This is a genomic window from Perspicuibacillus lycopersici (genome assembly GCF_025660475.1).
Lineage (GTDB): Bacteria > Bacillota > Bacilli > Bacillales > Caldibacillaceae > Perspicuibacillus > Perspicuibacillus lycopersici.
Window position 1 is genome coordinate 202,732 of record NZ_JAOUSF010000002.1, and the last position, 18,224, is coordinate 220,955.

Below are 18,224 nucleotides of genomic sequence, written 5' to 3' on the forward strand. Positions count from 1 at the left end.
CCGTCACCTTTCTGCTTTCAACTCTAATACTAAATCCCTTAGTTCTGCTGCACGTTCAAAATCGAGTGCTTTTGCGGCTTCCTTCATTTCATTTTCTAAATTCATAATGAGTTTTTCGCGTTCCTTCTTCGATAACTTACCATATTTAGCAGTAGTGTCGTATTCGGTTGGTTCCTCAGCTGCTTTTGTTGCCCGAATAACATCGCGTATTTCTTTTTGGATAGTTACTGGTGTTATTCCATGTTCTTCGTTAAATGCTTCTTGAATTGCTCTTCTCCGCTGTGTTTCTTTTATTGCAATTTCCATTGAATTGGTCATTTTATCGGCATACATAATAACTGTTCCATTGGCATTTCTCGCCGCACGTCCAATCGTCTGAATAAGGGAACGTTCCGAACGTAGGAAGCCTTCCTTGTCAGCATCTAATATTGCTACAAGAGAAACTTCTGGAATATCAAGACCTTCGCGGAGTAAGTTAATTCCGATGAGTACATCATATTTTCCTAGGCGTAGATCACGAATAATTTCAATCCGTTCTAATGTCTTTACTTCCGAATGCAAATATTGCACCTTAATCCCAATTTCTTTTAAATAGTCCGTTAAATCCTCGGACATTTTTTTCGTTAAGGTTGTTACTAATACCCGTTCATTCCGTTTGATTCGTTCATTTATTTCACCAATTAAATCATCAATCTGACCTTTAATTGGTCGAACTTCAATTTTTGGATCAAGTAGCCCTGTAGGACGAATAATTTGCTCTACCATCACTGGAGTATGCTCTAACTCATATGGTCCAGGAGTTGCTGACACAAAAATTGCTTGACTTACATGCTGTTCAAATTCCTCAAAGGTAAGCGGTCGGTTATCCATTGCGGATGGTAAACGAAAACCATGATCGACAAGAACTTGCTTACGTGCTCGGTCACCGTTAAACATTCCACGTATTTGTGGTAATGTTACATGTGATTCATCGATTACTAATAGAAAATCCTCTGGAAAGTAGTCTAGCAATGTATACGGTGTTGCACCACTTTCTCTTAATGTTAAATGTCGCGAGTAGTTTTCGATTCCTGAACAGAATCCCATTTCCCGCATCATTTCTAAATCATAATTTGTCCGTTGTTCTAAACGCTGTGCTTCTAGTAGCTTATTATTATCCTTTAATTCTTTTAATCGTTCTTGAAGCTCAGCCTCGATATTTTTAATGGCGATTTGCATTTTTTCTTCTCTTGTTACGAAGTGGGAAGCAGGGAAAATTGCCACATGCTCACGTTCTCCCATAATTTCACCAGTTAATGCATCCACCTCGCGAATCCGTTCAATTTCATCTCCGAAAAATTCGACACGAATACAATGCTCATCCCGTGATGCTGGGAAAATTTCGACGACATCTCCACGAACTCGAAAGGTTCCGCGTTGAAAATCAATATCGTTCCGACTGTATTGAATATCCACTAGTTTTTTCAATAATTGGTTTCGTTCAATTTCCATACCTTCACGTAAGCTTAACACCATTTCCCGATACTCTTCTGGATTACCTAAACCATAAATACAGGAGACACTGGCAATGATAATAACATCCTGCCGCTCAAACAATGAGGATGTCGCAGAGTGACGTAATTTATCAATTTCATCATTAATGCTGGAATCTTTTTCAATGTACGTATCTGTTTGTGGTACATATGCTTCTGGTTGATAATAATCATAGTAACTAACGAAGTATTCCACCGCATTATTCGGGAAAAACTCTTTAAATTCACTATACAATTGTCCAGCCAATGTTTTATTATGTGCAATAATTAATGTCGGCTTATTAACTTCCTTTATCACATTTGAAATTGTAAAGGTTTTACCGGTACCTGTTGCTCCTAATAATGTTTGATGCTTTTTGCCACTATGGATTCCTTCGACTAATTGCCGTATTGCCTCTGGTTGATCTCCCTGTGGCTCATATTTGGAGACTAATTGAAATGTATTTTCCATCCATATCATCCTCTTACTTTCCATCTTTTGGATTCGTCCTACTAATCCTACCTTGTTCAAGACATAATGCTTGAATAGTTGCTATTCCGCTATCGTTTCAATATTCTCATATTACCATAAACCTACAAAGCAATACCACTATTTTACGAACGAATATTCGTTTTTTTATATTTTTGAAACATTCCTCACGGAAAACAGAAAAACGCCTTCTAGTCAAAGGCGTCCGGTTACTTGTGCATACATACTATCTTCATTATTTTCCATAATGGACGATGTATACTTCCTTTATGATTTTTTTGTAAATCTTCGTACCATTCGTTGAGAATACCAAAATCCAATAGTTAGCGATAAGCCATCAATAATAATTAACGGCCAGGAATGAGTGTATCCTTTATATGCAGAAACCGTAATTAAGGCAACGGTTAAAATTAATCCAACATAATAATTATAAGTAACGCGTGTAAATAATACTACCAATAGTCCTGGTAAAAGCAAACCTGCAATTAACTTTCCAATCATTTTTTCCACCTCGGGCTAATCTTTCCATTTTATCCTCCATATCATACCATACTTTTCATCTGTCATACTGTTTTACGATTCGTAAGCCTCTCATTCTAATATAGATAATTTCTTTTACGACTGCTTGTTTTGCTGGCGAAACGTATATGTGTCAAACCATCTACATTTTCAGTGAAGCTATTGTATTTTCTCCTACATGCAGGTATTGTTAAAGTAGATTGTGATATACATCACAATCTAACCTATTTCTTCTAATCTACCGTAAGTGAGGAACGAAAGATGCCAAAAAGTCCGCTTGATTCCGCTATTGACATCGCAGTAAAAAAAGATGTGCTGTTAAAAAATAAACCACTCCAATTTTTAGTAAAAGCAGCTCTTGCTGGAGTTTATATCGGCTTTGCTGTTGTATTTAGCTTTACTGTTGGGGAATATTTTCGAAGTGCAGGCTCTCCAGCTATTAGTTTTATGGCGGGTGTAGCATTCTCATTGGCGTTAATTTTAATTGTCATCGGAAACGGTGAGCTATTTACCGGAAATACGATGTATTTTACGATGAGCACACTTAAACGAAAAACTACGATTAATGGTTTAGTGCAAAATTGGATTGCAACGTATATCGGCAATTTAATCGGTGTCGTGTTTTTTGTCTATTTAGTCATTCAATCTGGTGTATTTTCGCAAATTGGGCTTGATTATTATTTATTGACGACAGCGGTAAAAAAGGTGGATCATTCTACAACAGAATTATTTTTCCGTGGAATTTTATGTAATTGGCTTATTTGCTTAGCCATTTGGATTCCAATGCAAACAAAAGATTACATTGCAAAAGTCATCTTAATTATGTTTATTGTAACTGCCTTTTTCGTTTCTGGATTTGAACATAGCATTGCCAATATGGCGATATTTTCTTTCGCATTATCATTGCCACATGCAGCAGAAGTAACATTACTCAACACACTTCACAATCTCATTCCGGTCACACTTGGCAATGTTGTTGGTGGCGGATTTTTTGTAGGAGCGGTGTATGTTTATATCAATCGTGAAGTGAAAAGTATTAGCGATAATGAAAAGCAAAATGAAGTAGTGAATATGAAACAATCTATATAACTTATGAAATAGCCAACATAAAAAAAGGAATTCTCCCTTTCGCCTTGCATAGGAGAATTCCTTTTTTATTATTTTTTAGAAATTGGTCGTTTCAATATTCCTAATAATAATGCCGTAACAATGGCACCACATAAAATAGCTAATAAGTATAGCCATGGGTTACCTTCGACAAAGGCAATTACAAAAACACCGCCATGTGGGGCCATTAAGCCGATTTTAAAGAACATACTCAACGCTCCAGCAACTGCTGAACCGATAACTGCTGAAGGAATTACTCGAAGTGGATCTGCAGCAGCAAATGGAATTGCTCCTTCTGTAATAAATGAAGCACCCATAAAGATATTCGTCCAACCAGCATCTTTTTCTTTATCAGTAAATTTATTTTTAAATAAGAACGTTGCAATCGCAATACCTAGTGGTGGAACCATACCTCCTGCCATAATTGCAGCATGTGGTAAATATTGACCCGCTTCAATCATTGCAATACCAAATGTGAAGGCAGCTTTATTAATTGGACCTCCCATATCAATGGCCATCATACCACCAAGAAGTAAACCCATTAATACAAGATTTCCCGTTCCAAGACTATTTAACCAATCAATTAAAAATGTATTAAAGTTTTGGACAGGCTCATTAATGACAAAATACATAATTAACCCCGTTATTCCAATACCGAACAACGGATAGAGTAAGACAGGCTTAATTCCTTCTAACGAACGCGGTAAATTTTTAAACGCTCGCTTCAAAGCAATAACAACATATCCTGCTAGGAAACCAGCAATTAATCCACCAAGGAAGCCTGCTCCACCTTGTGCAGCCATAAATCCACCAACCATACCTGGAGCAAAGCCTGGACGATCGGCGATACTCATTGCAATAAAACCAGCCAATACCGGAACCATAAGTCCAATGGCATTTCCGCCACCAATGGTATTTAATGCTGCAGCAAATTCATTAAAAGTAGGATCTTCTGGATCTGCTGAGTGAATACCGAAAATAAAGGAGATTGCAATTAATAATCCGCCTCCAACAACAAACGGAAGCATGTTAGACACGCCATTCATCAAATGCTTATAAAAACCAAAGCCACTCGATTTTTCTTGGCTTTCATTTGTAGAACTACTTTGTTTTCCGCCTTGATAAACAGGAGCATCTTGCTGAATTGCACGTTCAATCAATGCTTGTGGGCGACGAATTCCATCGGTTACTGGAACTTCAATCACATGTTTCCCACTAAAACGCTCCATATCTACCTTTTTACTTGCCGCAACAATAATGGCTGTAGCACGATTAATTTCGTCTTCTGTTAACACATTTTTCGCACCTTCAGACCCATTCGTTTCTACCTTCAAATTAACATTCATTTCTTTTGCTTTATCACTTAAAGCTTCGGCAGCCATAAATGTGTGAGCAATTCCGGTCGGACAAGCCGTAACTGCTAAAATAAGTGGACCATCATTTGTTTTATTCCCATCATTCGTTTCCTCCAAGATGGTTCCCTGTTCCGCTTCATCCTCTTGGTCATGATCATTAATGATCGTTATCACTTCATCCGCTGTTTTTGCTTCCATTAATTGAAAACGAACCTCTTCTTTCATAAGAAGCATCGATAATTTTGCTAATGCTTGTAAATGGGTGTTATTCGCTCCTTCCGTTGCAGCAATCATGAAGAATAAGTAGCTTGGTTGTCCATCAAGTGCTTCATAGTCAATTCCTGCTTTTGAACGGCCAAAGGCAATTGCCGGCATCTTTACTGCGCTTGTTTTAGCATGGGGAATCGCAACTCCTTCGCCAATCCCAGTTGTACTTTGGGACTCACGATTTAAAATCGCTTCCTTATAAGCTACTGCATCCTCGAGCTTTCCTGCACTATTTAGCACATCGACTAGCTCTTGAATAACATCTGCTTTACTTGAGGATTGCAAATCAATATTTATAGTGTCTCTTGTTAACAATTCTGTTATCTTCATACTTCGTCCTCCAAACTTACGAATGACTATCGCTCTTCTATTTTTAGATAGCCCTCGAGCTTTCGCCTATTATTTCCATTCTGTAACGATAACTTGTGGCAATAATGCCTCAACATCCGGAATTTGACATAAATCATCTGAAAATGCAGTTGCACTTCCTGTTGCTACCCCATAGCGGAATGCTTCTTCAAAATTATTAGTTTTCGAGTATTGTGCTAGAAACCCAGCAACTAATGAATCACCCGCACCAACCGAATTTTTTACCGTTCCCTTAGGTACTGTTGCGATTAATACTTTATCTTTACTTAAATAAACAGCTCCATTACCTGCCATTGAAACAACGACATTTTCGACACCATCATCGATCAATTTTTTGCCGTATGTTGCAGCTTCCTCTACTGTATTGATTTCGACCCCATAAAGCTCCCCAATTTCATGATGATTTGGTTTCATGAAAAATGGGCGATAACCAATCATTAATGGTAATGCCGCTCCAGATACATCTGCAACAAGACGTAACTCTTTACGCTGCGCCAACTCTGCAATTTCTTCATAAATGGTTGTAGGTAATGTTGAAGGAATGCTTCCAGCAATTACGAGGATATCTCCTTTTTCTAAGCCATTGATCTTTTGTAGGAACAATTGGAGTTGGGATTGGGAAATGACAGGGCCTCTACCATTAATTTCGGTTTCGTCCGTGCTTTTTAATTTGACATTGATACGGGTGTTCCCATTCGTTTCAACAAAATCGGTTTGCACACCTTCATCATTCAAAATATTTTTTATATAAGAGCCGGTAAAGCCACCAACAAAACCTAGTGCGGTTGTGGGGATATCATACCGGTTTAGAACACGGGAAACATTAATCCCCTTCCCTCCAGGAAATGTCATATCATTTGTTGTGCGATTTAATCCACCTAATTGAACGTCCTCTACTTCCACGATGTAATCGACGGAAGGATTAAGTGTAACGGTATAAATCATTATTTCACTACCTTTACATTGGTTATTTTCATTAACTCTGCTTCTAATGCTGTGTCTAGCTCATCTGTAATGATGGTAGCCTCATCTAATTCTGCAATTTTCGCAAAGGAAATTTCATTAAATTTAGTATGATCAGCTAAAACATATCCTTGCTTTGCTAATCGTAGTGCCTGTTGCTTGATTGAGCTTTCCTCTGTATCCGGTGTCGTATATCCAAATGTAGGATGAATCCCATTAACGCCTAGAAAGCATTTATCAAAACGATATTGTTCCATGCTTTGTACGGCACTAGATCCAATTACAGCACCAGTTGTCGGTTTAACAAGCCCGCCAATAATATACGAACGAATTCCTTTTTTTATTAATGCATCAATCTGGGCAAATCCATTCGTTACTACTACCATATTTTGCCCTTCCTGGAAAAATTCAATCATGGCAAGCGTTGTTGTCCCTGCATCTAAAAAGATACAATCCCCTGGATGAACGAAACTTGCGGCAACCTTTGCAATCGCTAGCTTTTCTTCTCGATTTTTTTCCGTTTTTTCTTGAAGATTAGGCTCTGCTAGCATTCCTCGTAATCTCGCTGCACCACCATGTATCCGTTTTAAATGCTTTGCTTCCTCTAATACTAAAAGGTCTCTTCGGATCGTTGACTCCGATGATGCAGTTAGTTCCACTAATTCTTGAATGGTAACTGCATCCTTTACTTTTAACTGTTCGAGTATTTTATTGTGTCTTTCAACGGTAAGCATTTTATACACCGCTTTCTATAACAATGGAAGGATTCATAATTCTGAGGAAAAAATTTATTATTACTTATCATAGTTTATGCAAATTATATACAAAAATCAATCAAAAATAGTCAAAATCCTCCATAGTCCGTCAAATTAATTTATTTCCATTCATCTGTTTGTAAACATTTCGGTTCTTATTGCAGAAAAAGAAAAAGCAATGTCGATTACATTCTATCGACATTGCTTTTAAAATTTAGAAGACAACCTAAAAAATTTAGTTCTTTATAAATATTTGCCGACCTTCTCAAAAAAGGCTGCAAAGTCATCCAAATAGAAATCTGCTCCTTGTTCATGGTTTTGAAACAGGCATGTTTTGATTCCTAGTTTTTTCCCTGGCAAAATATCCAACAGGCGATCACCTATGACTAAGTTCAGATGATGGCGCTTATGCAAATATTCATAGGATGCAGGATCCGGTTTACGTGGGAAACCGTCATCACCAGATACAATTTCGGTAAAATATTGATTCCAGCCATAGTATCCAAGAATTTTCTCTGTATCTGCACGATGCTTATGGGTCATGATGACATTTTTTCCAACACTTTGGAGAATTTTTTCTACCCCTGGGAATGGCACTAACTTTTCCATCTTCCCCTCCATGATATTACCCTCGCGAATGCGAATTCTTTCCACCTGTTCGGATGTCAAACCGAAGTGGGCGACTGCATGGCGAAAGGATACCTTTAATTGCTGTAAAACCAATTCATCTGGTATCTCTTCTTTTATCTCTTCTTGCAGTAATTCTGTGTACATTGGATAAGTATCAAACAATGTTCCATCAAAATCCCATAATACCGTGATTTTCTTCAAATGCTCCATACTTCCCCCTCCTGCCAATCTATCTATCACGATTTGTTCTACTACTATAGTAAACGAAAAAGTCCATCATGACTATTGTCAGTATGGACTTTGGGTAATATTTTTCCAATAAAATATTTATCAGCCACTCTAGCTTTATATTCCTTTTACTACTCGGAAAAATTCCTCTAGTGTCCAATCGTTTTCATAGATAATGGTTGCTGCTTCTATACCAATATAGCGAAAATGCCATGGCTCATACATATATTTTGTAATGTCTTCCTTTCCTTCAGGGTAACGTAAAATAAATCCAAATCGATGAGCATTGTCGCGTAACCAGATACCTTCCTTTGTTTTTCCAAATTCCTCTACTAGCTGCTGATTCACACTATTGGCAGTAATGTCCATCGTTAAACCCGTTTGATGCTCACTTGTCCCTGGTACAGCTACTGCAAGAATGGCTTGGTCATAACCAACCTCATTAACTTCTCGATTAAATACTGCCTCCTGTGTTTGATAAGAACGAAAGCCAGAGCGAGCGATTAAATTTATTCCTTCTTCTTTTGCTGTTGCAAACATGTCCTCCAGTGCATCTGCTGCTTCCTTCCGCATAAAATTTTGTTCTGCCCCTTGAAATACAAACGGAACATTTGGCTGGACGAGATTATCCGGACGATAATTAGATGGCAGGTAATAGGTTTTATTGGCCAATACAAGTAGATTTGTTGGATTTTGAATCGTGTTCACCCCGTCGACCTTGACAACTTGATTAAAAAATTGTTTATCCATTTGGAATTCGCCATTTGCCATTACAATTTTAATCATCTGATCTGTTTTTGATGATGCCTCCTGCTTCGCTAATTCTTCTTTCCGTCTCGCCTCCTCCGCAGCTTTTTTCTCTGCTTCCTCGGCAGCAATTCGTGCCGCTTCCTCCGCTTGCTGCTTTTCTACAATATACTTCCATTTGGTTATGTTTTCTTTTGTACCGTCTATTTCTCTTGCTCCAGGCTGTTGGATTTTTAATTTTTGTTCAGCATTTAATTGCTGTAATTCATTTGATGAACAGCCAAATTGAACGAACAATAATAGTGCCAATATAGTAACACCAAATGTTCTCATGAAACACACCTACTTTTCTTCTATTAAATTTTGGTTGTTTTCTAAAGGATTATTGTTATTTCATACGATAGGGTTATTAAATGAAGAGCTGAGCAGACTGAATACACGTAGTCCCAACGAAAAGGAGAAGCGTCCATTTCACGATGTACGACTGTAGTAATCCGAAATGAGATAAAGAAAACACGATGAGCTTGCGAATCATTGTTGACCCATCATAACGGAAGGGTGTGCATGTACGCTAGTCCCTATGTTCTGGAGCTAGACAAACTAAAGAGCAAAGTGTATTCAATTTGCGTTCTTTTTACAAATAGCAACAATCTATACAAAAATCAGCCTAATTTTTTCATCATTTACTGTAGCTGTTGCGACCAACTTATTTTATGAGAAATCTTGATTTTTTATCATCTGAATAAAAGCCTAAAGAGCAATCAAAAATTATTCTTACCGTTATTGACGTAGTTACAAAGGCTTTGGTTACAAGGAATTACATTCAAAAAAGACCTACAGAATGTCAATTTTCTGTAGGTCTGAATAACGCATGGAAAACTTAATTATTCTTGATTTTTCTCAATAAATGGCCACCAGTTTGCTTTGCCAAAAATTTTCACCATTACCGGTACAAATAACGGTAAGATGACAAGTGAGTATAGCAATAAGCCTGAGATAACAACAGTTGCTATTTGTAATAGGGAAAGTACGCCACTTGGAATCATTGCTGCAAAGGTCCCGCCTAAAATAATTACAGCTGACATAATAACTGTACCCATATTACTCATTGCGTGTATCATTGCTTGTTTAATTGGTTCGTTTCTGTATTCGTTAAAGCGTCCCATTAAGAAAATACTATAATCTACCCCTAAGGCAATCAAGATTACAAAGGAGAAGAATGGTACCGCCCATGTGATGCCATCATAGCCTAATAGATTGATAAAAATAAATTCCGTAATACCCATCGTTGTAAAATAGGTAAGTAGTAAGGATGCTACTAAATAGATTGGCATTACGAAGGATCGGAATAGAATGATTAAAATAATACCAATCCCTACAAGCATATATACAACAGTTTTCGAAAAATCATGGTCTGACATTGTACTTAAATCGTGATAAGTGCTTGTAACACCATTAATAGCTACTTGTGCATTTTCAAGCTTTGTATCTGCTACAGCCCTCGCTACTGCATCCTCAAGATCATCGACTTTATCGATTGCTGCGATAGAATAAGGATTTTCATCAAATATTACATCAATGGTCATAATTTTTCTGTCGTTGGAGAGATACGTATCCAACACTTGACCGAATTGTTCATTTTCTAAAAGTTCATCTGGAATATAGATTCCAGTGTTCTCGCTAGATGAAGCTAAATCGTCCAGAAAATCACTTGCTGTATTTAGACCATCATGAACTTGTGTTAATCCATCCACACTTGAAGCTAGACCATTTGTTAATGCTCCTAGCTGATCGCCAATACCACTAAAACCAGCTAACAATTGCTCCTGACCATTATTAATTTCACCAAGTCCATTTGTTACTGCTGGTAACTGATTAATAATCGTTTCCTGACCATCAGCAGCACGATTTAACCCTTGTTCTAAACTATCAATACCATCGATAACATTATCCATTCCTGCAATTAAAGCTTCGAGACCACCATTTAATTGTTGGAAGGATGAGGTAATATCTTCTAGTTGACCTACGCTATCCTCTAACCCTTGTATTCCAGCCATTAATCCTTGTAATTGTGGCTGAAGGTTTTCTGTGAATGCTTTCAACTGATAAAAGCTTTCTGTTACGCTAGGATCTGCATCTGCTGTTGCAAAATAATTATCTAAATATTCCAGAGCCTGCTGTAGCTGGGCAAACTTTTCATTATCTGCAAAAGCTGAGATTGATTGATTGATGGTTTGATAGGCACTCTTCATTTCATTAGCGTATTGGGTATATCCCCCCTGTAATTGCTGATACCCTGCTAATAAACTTTCTGCATTTTGTTTAATTTCCTTCAATCCAGCTTTTAACTCACCAGCACCAAGTGATCCGTCGCGGACGCCATTTTCAATTTGCTCTAATCCTGATTGAAGCTCGTTTATGCCAGATTTTAATTCGTCTGTACCGCTAATTAATGAATCGATTCCATCGGTAGCTTCTGCTAATTGAGGGGTGGAGGATGATAATTGCTCACTTGCCTCACTTAAGCCATCGCGAATTTGGGCAATACCATCATTTCCTTCTCCGATTCCTTCTTTCAATTGATCCGCCTGGTTGGCTACAAGTAGATCCTCTAATTTTTCCCCAGTAGGTCTTGTAAGAGAACGAACGGTTTGGATACCATCAACTTTTTCTAAGTTTTGACTAATGGCTTCTACTAAATAAAAATATTCTTTTTGGTCCATTGCTTCATCATTTTTTATAACAATTTTCGTTGGCATTGATTCGCCCGGACCAAAGCTATCCGATATAATTTCAAATCCTTTGACAGAATTGTAATCATCACCAATTTCTTCCATTGAATTATAGGAAAGATCGCCATCCTCGGTAATAATAAATGGTACTGTAATGACTGCTACGATTAATAGAGCAATTATTGGCCTAGCAAAGGAAAAACGCCCTGCAAAATTCCATAGTTTACTAGGTTTATGCTCCAGACTACCTTTCGATGGCCAAAATAATTTTTTCCCTAAAACCGCCATAAAGAATGGTACGATCGTAAATAATGCTGCGAGCAATACCGCAATTCCGACCGCTACTGCAGATGCGGATTGGTATAGCTTAAATTGTGAAAAGCCGATTACTGCAAAACCAATTAAAACAGCGATTCCACTGAAAAATACGGTTTTCCCAGCATGCTTATAGGTTTCCACTATCGCAGCGGTTAAGCTTTCTTGAACCGATAGTTCTTCTTTAAAACGGCTAAGTAGTAATATCGAATAATCCGTTCCAATCCCAAAGAGTACTGCGACTAAAAATATTTGTGTGAAATTGGATATTGGAAAATTAAAGTACTCGATTAAAAAGGCAACAACGGATTGAGCTGCCAAATAACTTATTCCGACCGTAATGAGTGGGATAAACGGCGCTACTACCGATCGGAAAACAAGAATTAACACAACTAAAATAAATACTACCGTTATCACTTCGGTTTGTTTTAAGCCATCCTGTGAAGTTAAAATAACATCCTCATCAATAAAGGAGCTACCAGTATAGTAGTGTTCCAGATTTATATCATCAATGGCAGAATATAAATCATTACTTAAATCATTTGCTGTGCGATTTTGCCAATCAATGGTTAAGGAAACAAGAATGGTTTTTCCATCCTTTGCAAGCAACTGCTCCTCTAATTCCTTTTGATTAAAATGGGTGAGGATATTCGTAATCCCAAGCTCTTCTTTTTGTTGTTCTAGACGATTAACTGCTTGCTTTGCTTCTTCCATATTTGTGGCTGTTAATCCATCTTCATTATGAAAAACAAGTGCGACAGAGGTTGTATTTCCTAGCCCCTCTTGTTCATTTACTTCATTAATGATTTGTTGGGCAACCTTTGAGGAATATCCGTCGGCAACTTCCAATTCCCCTTTTTCCCGAACTAAATCCGCCATGTTCGGCGCAGATAGCATTAATACAACAACAGCGACTAGCCAAGCAACAACGATAAACCATTTTGATTTAATGATGCCCTTCATATTTTTTCCTCCAGTTGTTTCCAATTATTTTTCTTCCATTTTATCCTTCAGTATTTTTGCCAGCTTTTCATAGGATTGCATAAATTGGGTAATTTCCTTTTCGTTAAACTGGGTAATAAAGGACTCTACTAATTTAAAAATTTTCGACTCCATCTTTAAGTAAAGTTCCTTCCCTTCATCGGTTAACGACAGTACAACAATTCTACGATCCTCCTTATCCTGGCTTCTTTCCATTAAGTTTTTTTCCACTAAACGATTCACAATGGCACTTATTGCACTCTTTTGCACAAAAAATACCTCTGCTAATTCAGTGGTTGTGCATTGTTTATGTTGATTTACATAGCGAAGAAGATATAGCTGATCATTCGTTAAATCTGAGCCAATTTCTTCTCGTACTAATACTTCCCCACGTTTCCATACATCATTTGTAAGTGTAATGTATCGATTGATTAATTCTTGAATTAACGTTTTATTCACTTTGTTCACACCTTACCAAATATATTAGTTCAACACGTGAACTATTCACGCTGTTAACTATAATATATATAAATATTTTGTCAATTGGTTTTTTTTATTTTTTTTGACAGTTTTGCGACAGAAATTTGGATTGGGGATTAATGGGGGGCTTGGGGATTAATGGGGGGCTTGGATGATTGCGTGGATGGGGGCGTGGATGGGGGCTTCAAATCTATTAAATGGGTTTTGTTTTGGTGCTTATGGTGTTTTTCTGTTGATACCTTCTTTCTAACGGATTTTGGATCGGTTTCTTGCTCGCTTTCCTTTTGATACTTTCTATCTAACGGATTTCTGGTCGGTTTCTTGCCTACTTTCCTTTTTATGCCTGCTATCTTGCGGATTTCGGGACGATTTCCCGCTCGCTTTCCTTTTGATACCTTCTCTCTTACGGATTTCTGGACCATTTCTTGTCCGCTTTCCTTTTGATACTGTCTATCTAACGGATTTCGGGACGATTTCTTGTCCGCTTTCCTTTTGATACTGTCTATCTAACGGATTTCTGGACCATTTCTTGTCCGCTTTCCTTTTGATACTGTCTATCTAACGGATTTCGGATCGGTTTCTGTCTCACTTTCCTTGTGATACTTTCTATCTAACAGATTTCGGGTCGGTTTCTTGCCTACTTTCCTTTTTATGCCTGCTATCTTACGGATTTCTGGACGATTTCTTGTCCGTTTTTCTTTTGATACCTTCTCTCTTACGGATTTCTGGATCATTTCTTGCTCGCTTTCCTTTTGATACTGTCTATCTAACGGTTTTCTGGACGATTTCTTGCTCGCTTTCCTTTTGATACTGTCTATCTAACAGATTTCGGGTCGGTTTCTGTCTCACTTTCCTTTTTATGCCTGCTATCTTATGGATTTCTGGACCATTTCTTGCTCGCTTTCCTTTTGATACTGTCTATCTAACGGATTTCGGGTCGGTTTCTGTCTCACTTTCCTTGTGATACTGCCTATCTAACGGATTTCGGATCGTTTTCTTGCTCGCTTTCCTTTTGATACCTTCTCTCTTATGGATTTCTGGACGATTTCTTGCTCGCTTTCCTTTTGATACCTTCTCTCTTACGGATTTCTGGACCATTTCTTGCTCGCTTTCCTTTTGATACCTTCTCTCTTACGGATTTCTGGACGATTTCTTGCTCGATTTCCTTTTGATACTGTCTATCTAACGGATTTCGGATCGTTTTCTGTCTCACTTTCCTTGTGATACTTTCTATCTAACGGATTTCTGCACGATTTCTTGTCCGCTTTCCTTTTGATACCTTCTCTCTTACGGATTTTTAGAAGATTTCTTGCTCACTTTCCTTTTGATACTGTCCATATAACGGATTTCGATCCCATTTCCCGCTCACTTTCCTTTTGATACTGCCTATCTAAAGGATTTCGAAATGATTTCCCGCTCACTTTCCTTTGACACCTGCGCTCAACCCAATAGATGCTTGACCATCTCCCCACCTCCTTCATCCACCAACCAATACGTCGCACTATAAAAAATAACACTATAAATCTTATACTTTTCTTACTATAATGGACTAGTAGTTTTATTATTTTTAACAGAAACTAGCAATTCATAAAAATAGGAGCAATGGATATGTATATAGAAATTAATCGTTCGGTTTCTAAAGCCATTTGGTTACAAATTGTTGATCAAATTATCGATTTTATTATGAGTGGGCAACTTTCGCCTGGGGATCCGTTAGTACCGAGTAGGCAATTGGCTAGTATGCTCGGGGTGTCTCGTTCCACTGTTCAGCTTGCCTATGAGGAGCTGCAGTCACGCGGCTATGTTACGACTTCACGGCGTGGGGGAACAAAAGTATGTCAAATAATGCCAGATGAAACAAAAGCAGAAAATCAGAAGACTATTCCGCCAATTCCAGTGCATCCGTTATTGGAGGAAAAGGATCAAGTTCAATATTGGCCAAAGCTTCAAACCGATAAAAAACCGAGCATTGATTTTCGACTTCATGAACCGTATATTGATGCGACATTTAAAAAAGCTTGGCGTAAAGCATTTAATATTGCGGTAAAATCGGAAAATGTTTTGGATTGGGGATACAGCTCTCCGTACGGACTTCCCTCTGTTCGTGAAGAAATTAGCCGATATCTTGCCATTGAGCGAGGGATTTATGTAGAGCCTAATCAAATATTATTAACATTAGGTGCTAGACAAACAATGGACTTAATTGCCCAAGCATTACTTCAGGAAGGTGATACGGTAGCAGTTGAAGACCCTGGTTTTCCTGTAGCCTGGTCATCGATGCGTTATCGAAAGATGGATGTACAGCCAATTCCAGTGGATGATCAAGGCATTTGTGTGGATCAACTCCCTTCAGAAGCTAAGGTGATTTTTACTACACCATCCCATCAATTTCCGAGCGGCGTCTTAATGTCTGCCAATCGGAAACAGGCATTAATTCAATTTGCTACGGAGCAGCGTGCTTGGATAATTGAAGATGACTACGATAGTGAATATCGTTATCGCGGCGGACCAATTCCTAGTCTTTATTCCCAGTTGCCTAGCAATATATTATATTTCATGAGTTTTTCTAAACTACTTGCACCAGGTATTCGTTTAGCAGCCATCATCGGTCCGGAAACAGCCATTGCAAGACTTGCAAAGGTTCAGGAATATGTTTGTCGCCATTTACCGATTATGGAGCAGCTTACATTAGGACAATTTTTTGCTTCAGGAGATTTACTCAAGCATGTTCGTAGAATGCGCGCAATCTATCATAAACGACATCAAGATATCGTGAATATTTTAGCTTCTTCCGCACTCACGAATACGTTCAAAATTCAAGGAAAGGAAACAGGATTGCATATTTTATTAGAGGGTAATGAAGATTTTGATGAACAGCAGGCGGTAAAAGCGGCATTAGAAGCGGGAATTGGTGTTTTTCCATTAAGTCCATATTGTTTAGAAAGTAAGCGAAAGGGACTTCTACTCGGTTTTGCCCACTTGCAATCAGAACAAATTATTGATGGAATTAATCGACTAGCAGATGCATTACAGGAAAAATAGGTTGGAACTAGTATAAAAATCATTGAAAAACCGAGTGGAGCTACTCCACTCGGTACTACTAATCGGGATAAAATTAAGCTTGTACCTTTGTTAAATGATTTTGTACCATCCCGATAAATATTTCTGTCATTCTACTATCCGCTGTTAATTCTGGGTGGAAGGAGCATCCTAGAAACTGTGCTGTTTTTGCTGCAACAATTCTCCCATTATGCTCCGCAAGTACCTCTACATTTTCACCGACTGCGACAATATGTGGTGCTCTGATAAATACTCCGACAAAAGGATCTGCTAATCCTTTAATACGTAATTCAGCTTCGAAGCTATCTTTTTGTCGACCAAAGGAATTGCGTTCCACGGTTACATCAAATACACCAATATGGGAGGTTTCATATCCTTCTAGCTTTTTCGCTAATAAAATTAATCCTGCACATGTTCCAAATATCGGCATTCCTTGTTCGGCAACTTGTTTTAATGGCTCGATAAACCCGTAGCGATCCATTAATTTTCGAATGGCTGTACTTTCTCCACCAGGAATAATTAAGCCATCAATCTCCGCTAATTGCTCGACCCTTTTGACGATTATTCCTTGTACACCAGATGCCTCAAGTGCTTGAATATGCTCGGGAACCGCTCCTTGTAATCCTAAAACACCAATTGTTATCATGCTATTTCCCCTCACTTTACGACTTACCAGCCACGCTCTTGCATACGGTTTTCTTTTGTAAGTGTAGAAATTTCGATGCCTTTCATTGCCGTACCTAAGCCTTTAGATAATTCAGCAATTAATTGATAATCTTGGTAATGGGTTGTTGCTTGAACAATCGCTTTTGCGAATGCCGCTGGATTTTCAGACTTAAAGATTCCAGAGCCAACAAATACTCCGTCAGCACCTAATTGCATCATTAATGCTGCATCTGCTGGTGTTGCAACTCCTCCTGCGGCAAAATTAACAACTGGAAGTTTTCCTAGCTCTTTAATTTGCAGTAAAATTTCGTATGGCGCTCCAAGTTCCTTTGCTTCAGTCATTAGCTCATCTTCACTCATATGCACTACTTTTCTTATTTGCGCATTTACTTTACGCATATGGCGAACTGCTTCGACAATATTTCCTGTACCTGGTTCACCCTTTGTGCGTAACATGGAAGCACCTTCCCCAATTCTTCTAGCAGCTTCGCCAAGATCACGACAGCCACATACAAATGGAACGGTATATTCTCGTTTGTTAATATGGAATTCTTCATCTGCTGGTGTCAGCACTTCACTTTCGTCGATGTAATCAACTCCTAGTGATTCCAATACTCGTGCCTCTACAATATGACCAATTCTCGCTTTTGCCATTACCGGAATGGTTACAGCATTCATTACTTCCTCCACGATGGAAATATCCGCCATCCGTGCAACTCCACCAGCTGCGCGGATATCAGAAGGTACACGTTCTAACGCCATTACTGCAACTGCTCCAGCTTCCTCCGCAATTTTTGCTTGTTCAGCATTAACGACGTCCATAATCACGCCGCCTTTTTGCATTTCTGCCATACCTCGTTTTACTCGATCTGTACCTGTAATCATGTTTATTCCTCCTAATGATGTAGAAATATTATCTATAATTAAAATACCGATAATATGGATGGGTAAAAATATCCATATTTTATTTTTCATTCAGTCCATAAAAAAAAGAGGCTGGGACAAAAGTATTTTTATGTAAGAGAATCCGAACAAAGTTAAGTAGGTAA

At 38.2% G+C, this 18,224-nt stretch carries 15 protein-coding genes; 2 read left to right on the forward strand and 13 right to left on the reverse strand.

Features of this window, described 5'->3' with window-relative positions:
- Window positions 1-3: 3 nt before the first annotated feature.
- The gene (uvrB, locus tag OEV98_RS05140) at window positions 4-1,983 is read right to left on the reverse strand and encodes an excinuclease ABC subunit UvrB (RefSeq protein WP_263072143.1); all 1,980 of its coding nucleotides are present in this window, start codon (window positions 1,981-1,983) and stop codon (window positions 4-6) included.
- A 285-nt stretch (window positions 1,984-2,268) separates the two neighbouring features.
- Window positions 2,269-2,502, reverse strand: a complete 234-nt coding sequence (locus tag OEV98_RS05145) for a CsbA family protein (RefSeq protein ID WP_263072144.1) — start codon at window positions 2,500-2,502, stop codon at window positions 2,269-2,271.
- Between the two features lie 279 nt (window positions 2,503-2,781).
- On the opposite strand from OEV98_RS05145, the gene OEV98_RS05150 reads away from it, so the two are divergent.
- Window positions 2,782-3,609 (forward strand): formate/nitrite transporter family protein, encoded by an 828-nt coding sequence (locus OEV98_RS05150; RefSeq protein WP_263072145.1) that lies wholly within the window; start codon window positions 2,782-2,784, stop codon window positions 3,607-3,609.
- 68 nt (window positions 3,610-3,677) lie between these two features.
- On the opposite strand, the gene OEV98_RS05155 is transcribed toward OEV98_RS05150, so the two are convergent.
- The 9 genes from OEV98_RS05155 to OEV98_RS05195 form a co-directional block, all read right to left on the reverse strand.
- Entirely contained in the window at window positions 3,678-5,579 is a 1,902-nt protein-coding gene (locus OEV98_RS05155) for a PTS fructose transporter subunit IIABC (RefSeq protein ID WP_263072146.1), read from the reverse strand.
- A 69-nt stretch (window positions 5,580-5,648) separates the two neighbouring features.
- Window positions 5,649-6,563 carry a 1-phosphofructokinase gene (gene pfkB, locus OEV98_RS05160; RefSeq protein WP_263072147.1) on the reverse strand — a complete coding sequence of 305 codons (915 nt, stop codon included), beginning with the start codon at window positions 6,561-6,563 and terminating at the stop codon, window positions 5,649-5,651.
- Window positions 6,563-7,315: a DeoR/GlpR family DNA-binding transcription regulator gene (locus OEV98_RS05165; RefSeq protein ID WP_263072148.1), complete on the reverse strand. Its 753-nt coding sequence runs from the start codon at window positions 7,313-7,315 to the stop codon at window positions 6,563-6,565. The genes pfkB and OEV98_RS05165 overlap by 1 nt, the downstream gene beginning before the upstream one ends.
- Before the next feature lie 264 nt (window positions 7,316-7,579).
- A complete protein-coding gene (locus OEV98_RS05170) occupies window positions 7,580-8,158 on the reverse strand; it encodes an HAD-IA family hydrolase (protein WP_263072709.1) in 579 nt (192 codons plus the stop codon).
- A 153-nt stretch (window positions 8,159-8,311) separates the two neighbouring features.
- On the reverse strand, window positions 8,312-9,274 hold the full coding sequence (locus OEV98_RS05175) for a M15 family metallopeptidase (RefSeq protein WP_263072149.1): 963 nt from the start codon (window positions 9,272-9,274) through the stop codon (window positions 8,312-8,314).
- A 551-nt stretch (window positions 9,275-9,825) separates the two neighbouring features.
- On the reverse strand, window positions 9,826-12,951 hold the full coding sequence (locus OEV98_RS05180; protein WP_263072150.1) for an MMPL family transporter: 3,126 nt from the start codon (window positions 12,949-12,951) through the stop codon (window positions 9,826-9,828).
- A gap of 24 nt (window positions 12,952-12,975) precedes the next feature.
- Window positions 12,976-13,428: a MarR family winged helix-turn-helix transcriptional regulator gene (locus OEV98_RS05185; protein ID WP_263072151.1), complete on the reverse strand. Its 453-nt coding sequence runs from the start codon at window positions 13,426-13,428 to the stop codon at window positions 12,976-12,978.
- Window positions 13,429-14,003: 575 nt separating this feature from the next.
- Window positions 14,004-14,183: a hypothetical protein gene (locus OEV98_RS05190; RefSeq protein ID WP_263072152.1), complete on the reverse strand. Its 180-nt coding sequence runs from the start codon at window positions 14,181-14,183 to the stop codon at window positions 14,004-14,006.
- 184 nt (window positions 14,184-14,367) lie between these two features.
- On the reverse strand, window positions 14,368-14,547 hold the full coding sequence (locus tag OEV98_RS05195) for a hypothetical protein (RefSeq protein ID WP_263072153.1): 180 nt from the start codon (window positions 14,545-14,547) through the stop codon (window positions 14,368-14,370).
- Window positions 14,548-15,057: 510 nt separating this feature from the next.
- Between OEV98_RS05195 and pdxR the strand changes: the two genes are divergently transcribed.
- Window positions 15,058-16,491: a MocR-like pyridoxine biosynthesis transcription factor PdxR gene (pdxR, locus tag OEV98_RS05200; RefSeq protein ID WP_263072154.1), complete on the forward strand. Its 1,434-nt coding sequence runs from the start codon at window positions 15,058-15,060 to the stop codon at window positions 16,489-16,491.
- A 73-nt stretch (window positions 16,492-16,564) separates the two neighbouring features.
- Here pdxR and pdxT read toward each other — a convergent pair whose 3' ends face one another.
- Both pdxT and pdxS read right to left on the reverse strand, forming a co-directional pair.
- Window positions 16,565-17,155 (reverse strand): pyridoxal 5'-phosphate synthase glutaminase subunit PdxT, encoded by a 591-nt coding sequence (gene pdxT / locus OEV98_RS05205; RefSeq protein ID WP_263072155.1) that lies wholly within the window; start codon window positions 17,153-17,155, stop codon window positions 16,565-16,567.
- Between the two features lie 23 nt (window positions 17,156-17,178).
- A complete protein-coding gene (gene pdxS, locus OEV98_RS05210) occupies window positions 17,179-18,060 on the reverse strand; it encodes a pyridoxal 5'-phosphate synthase lyase subunit PdxS (protein ID WP_263072156.1) in 882 nt (293 codons plus the stop codon).
- Window positions 18,061-18,224: the final 164 nt, after the last annotated feature.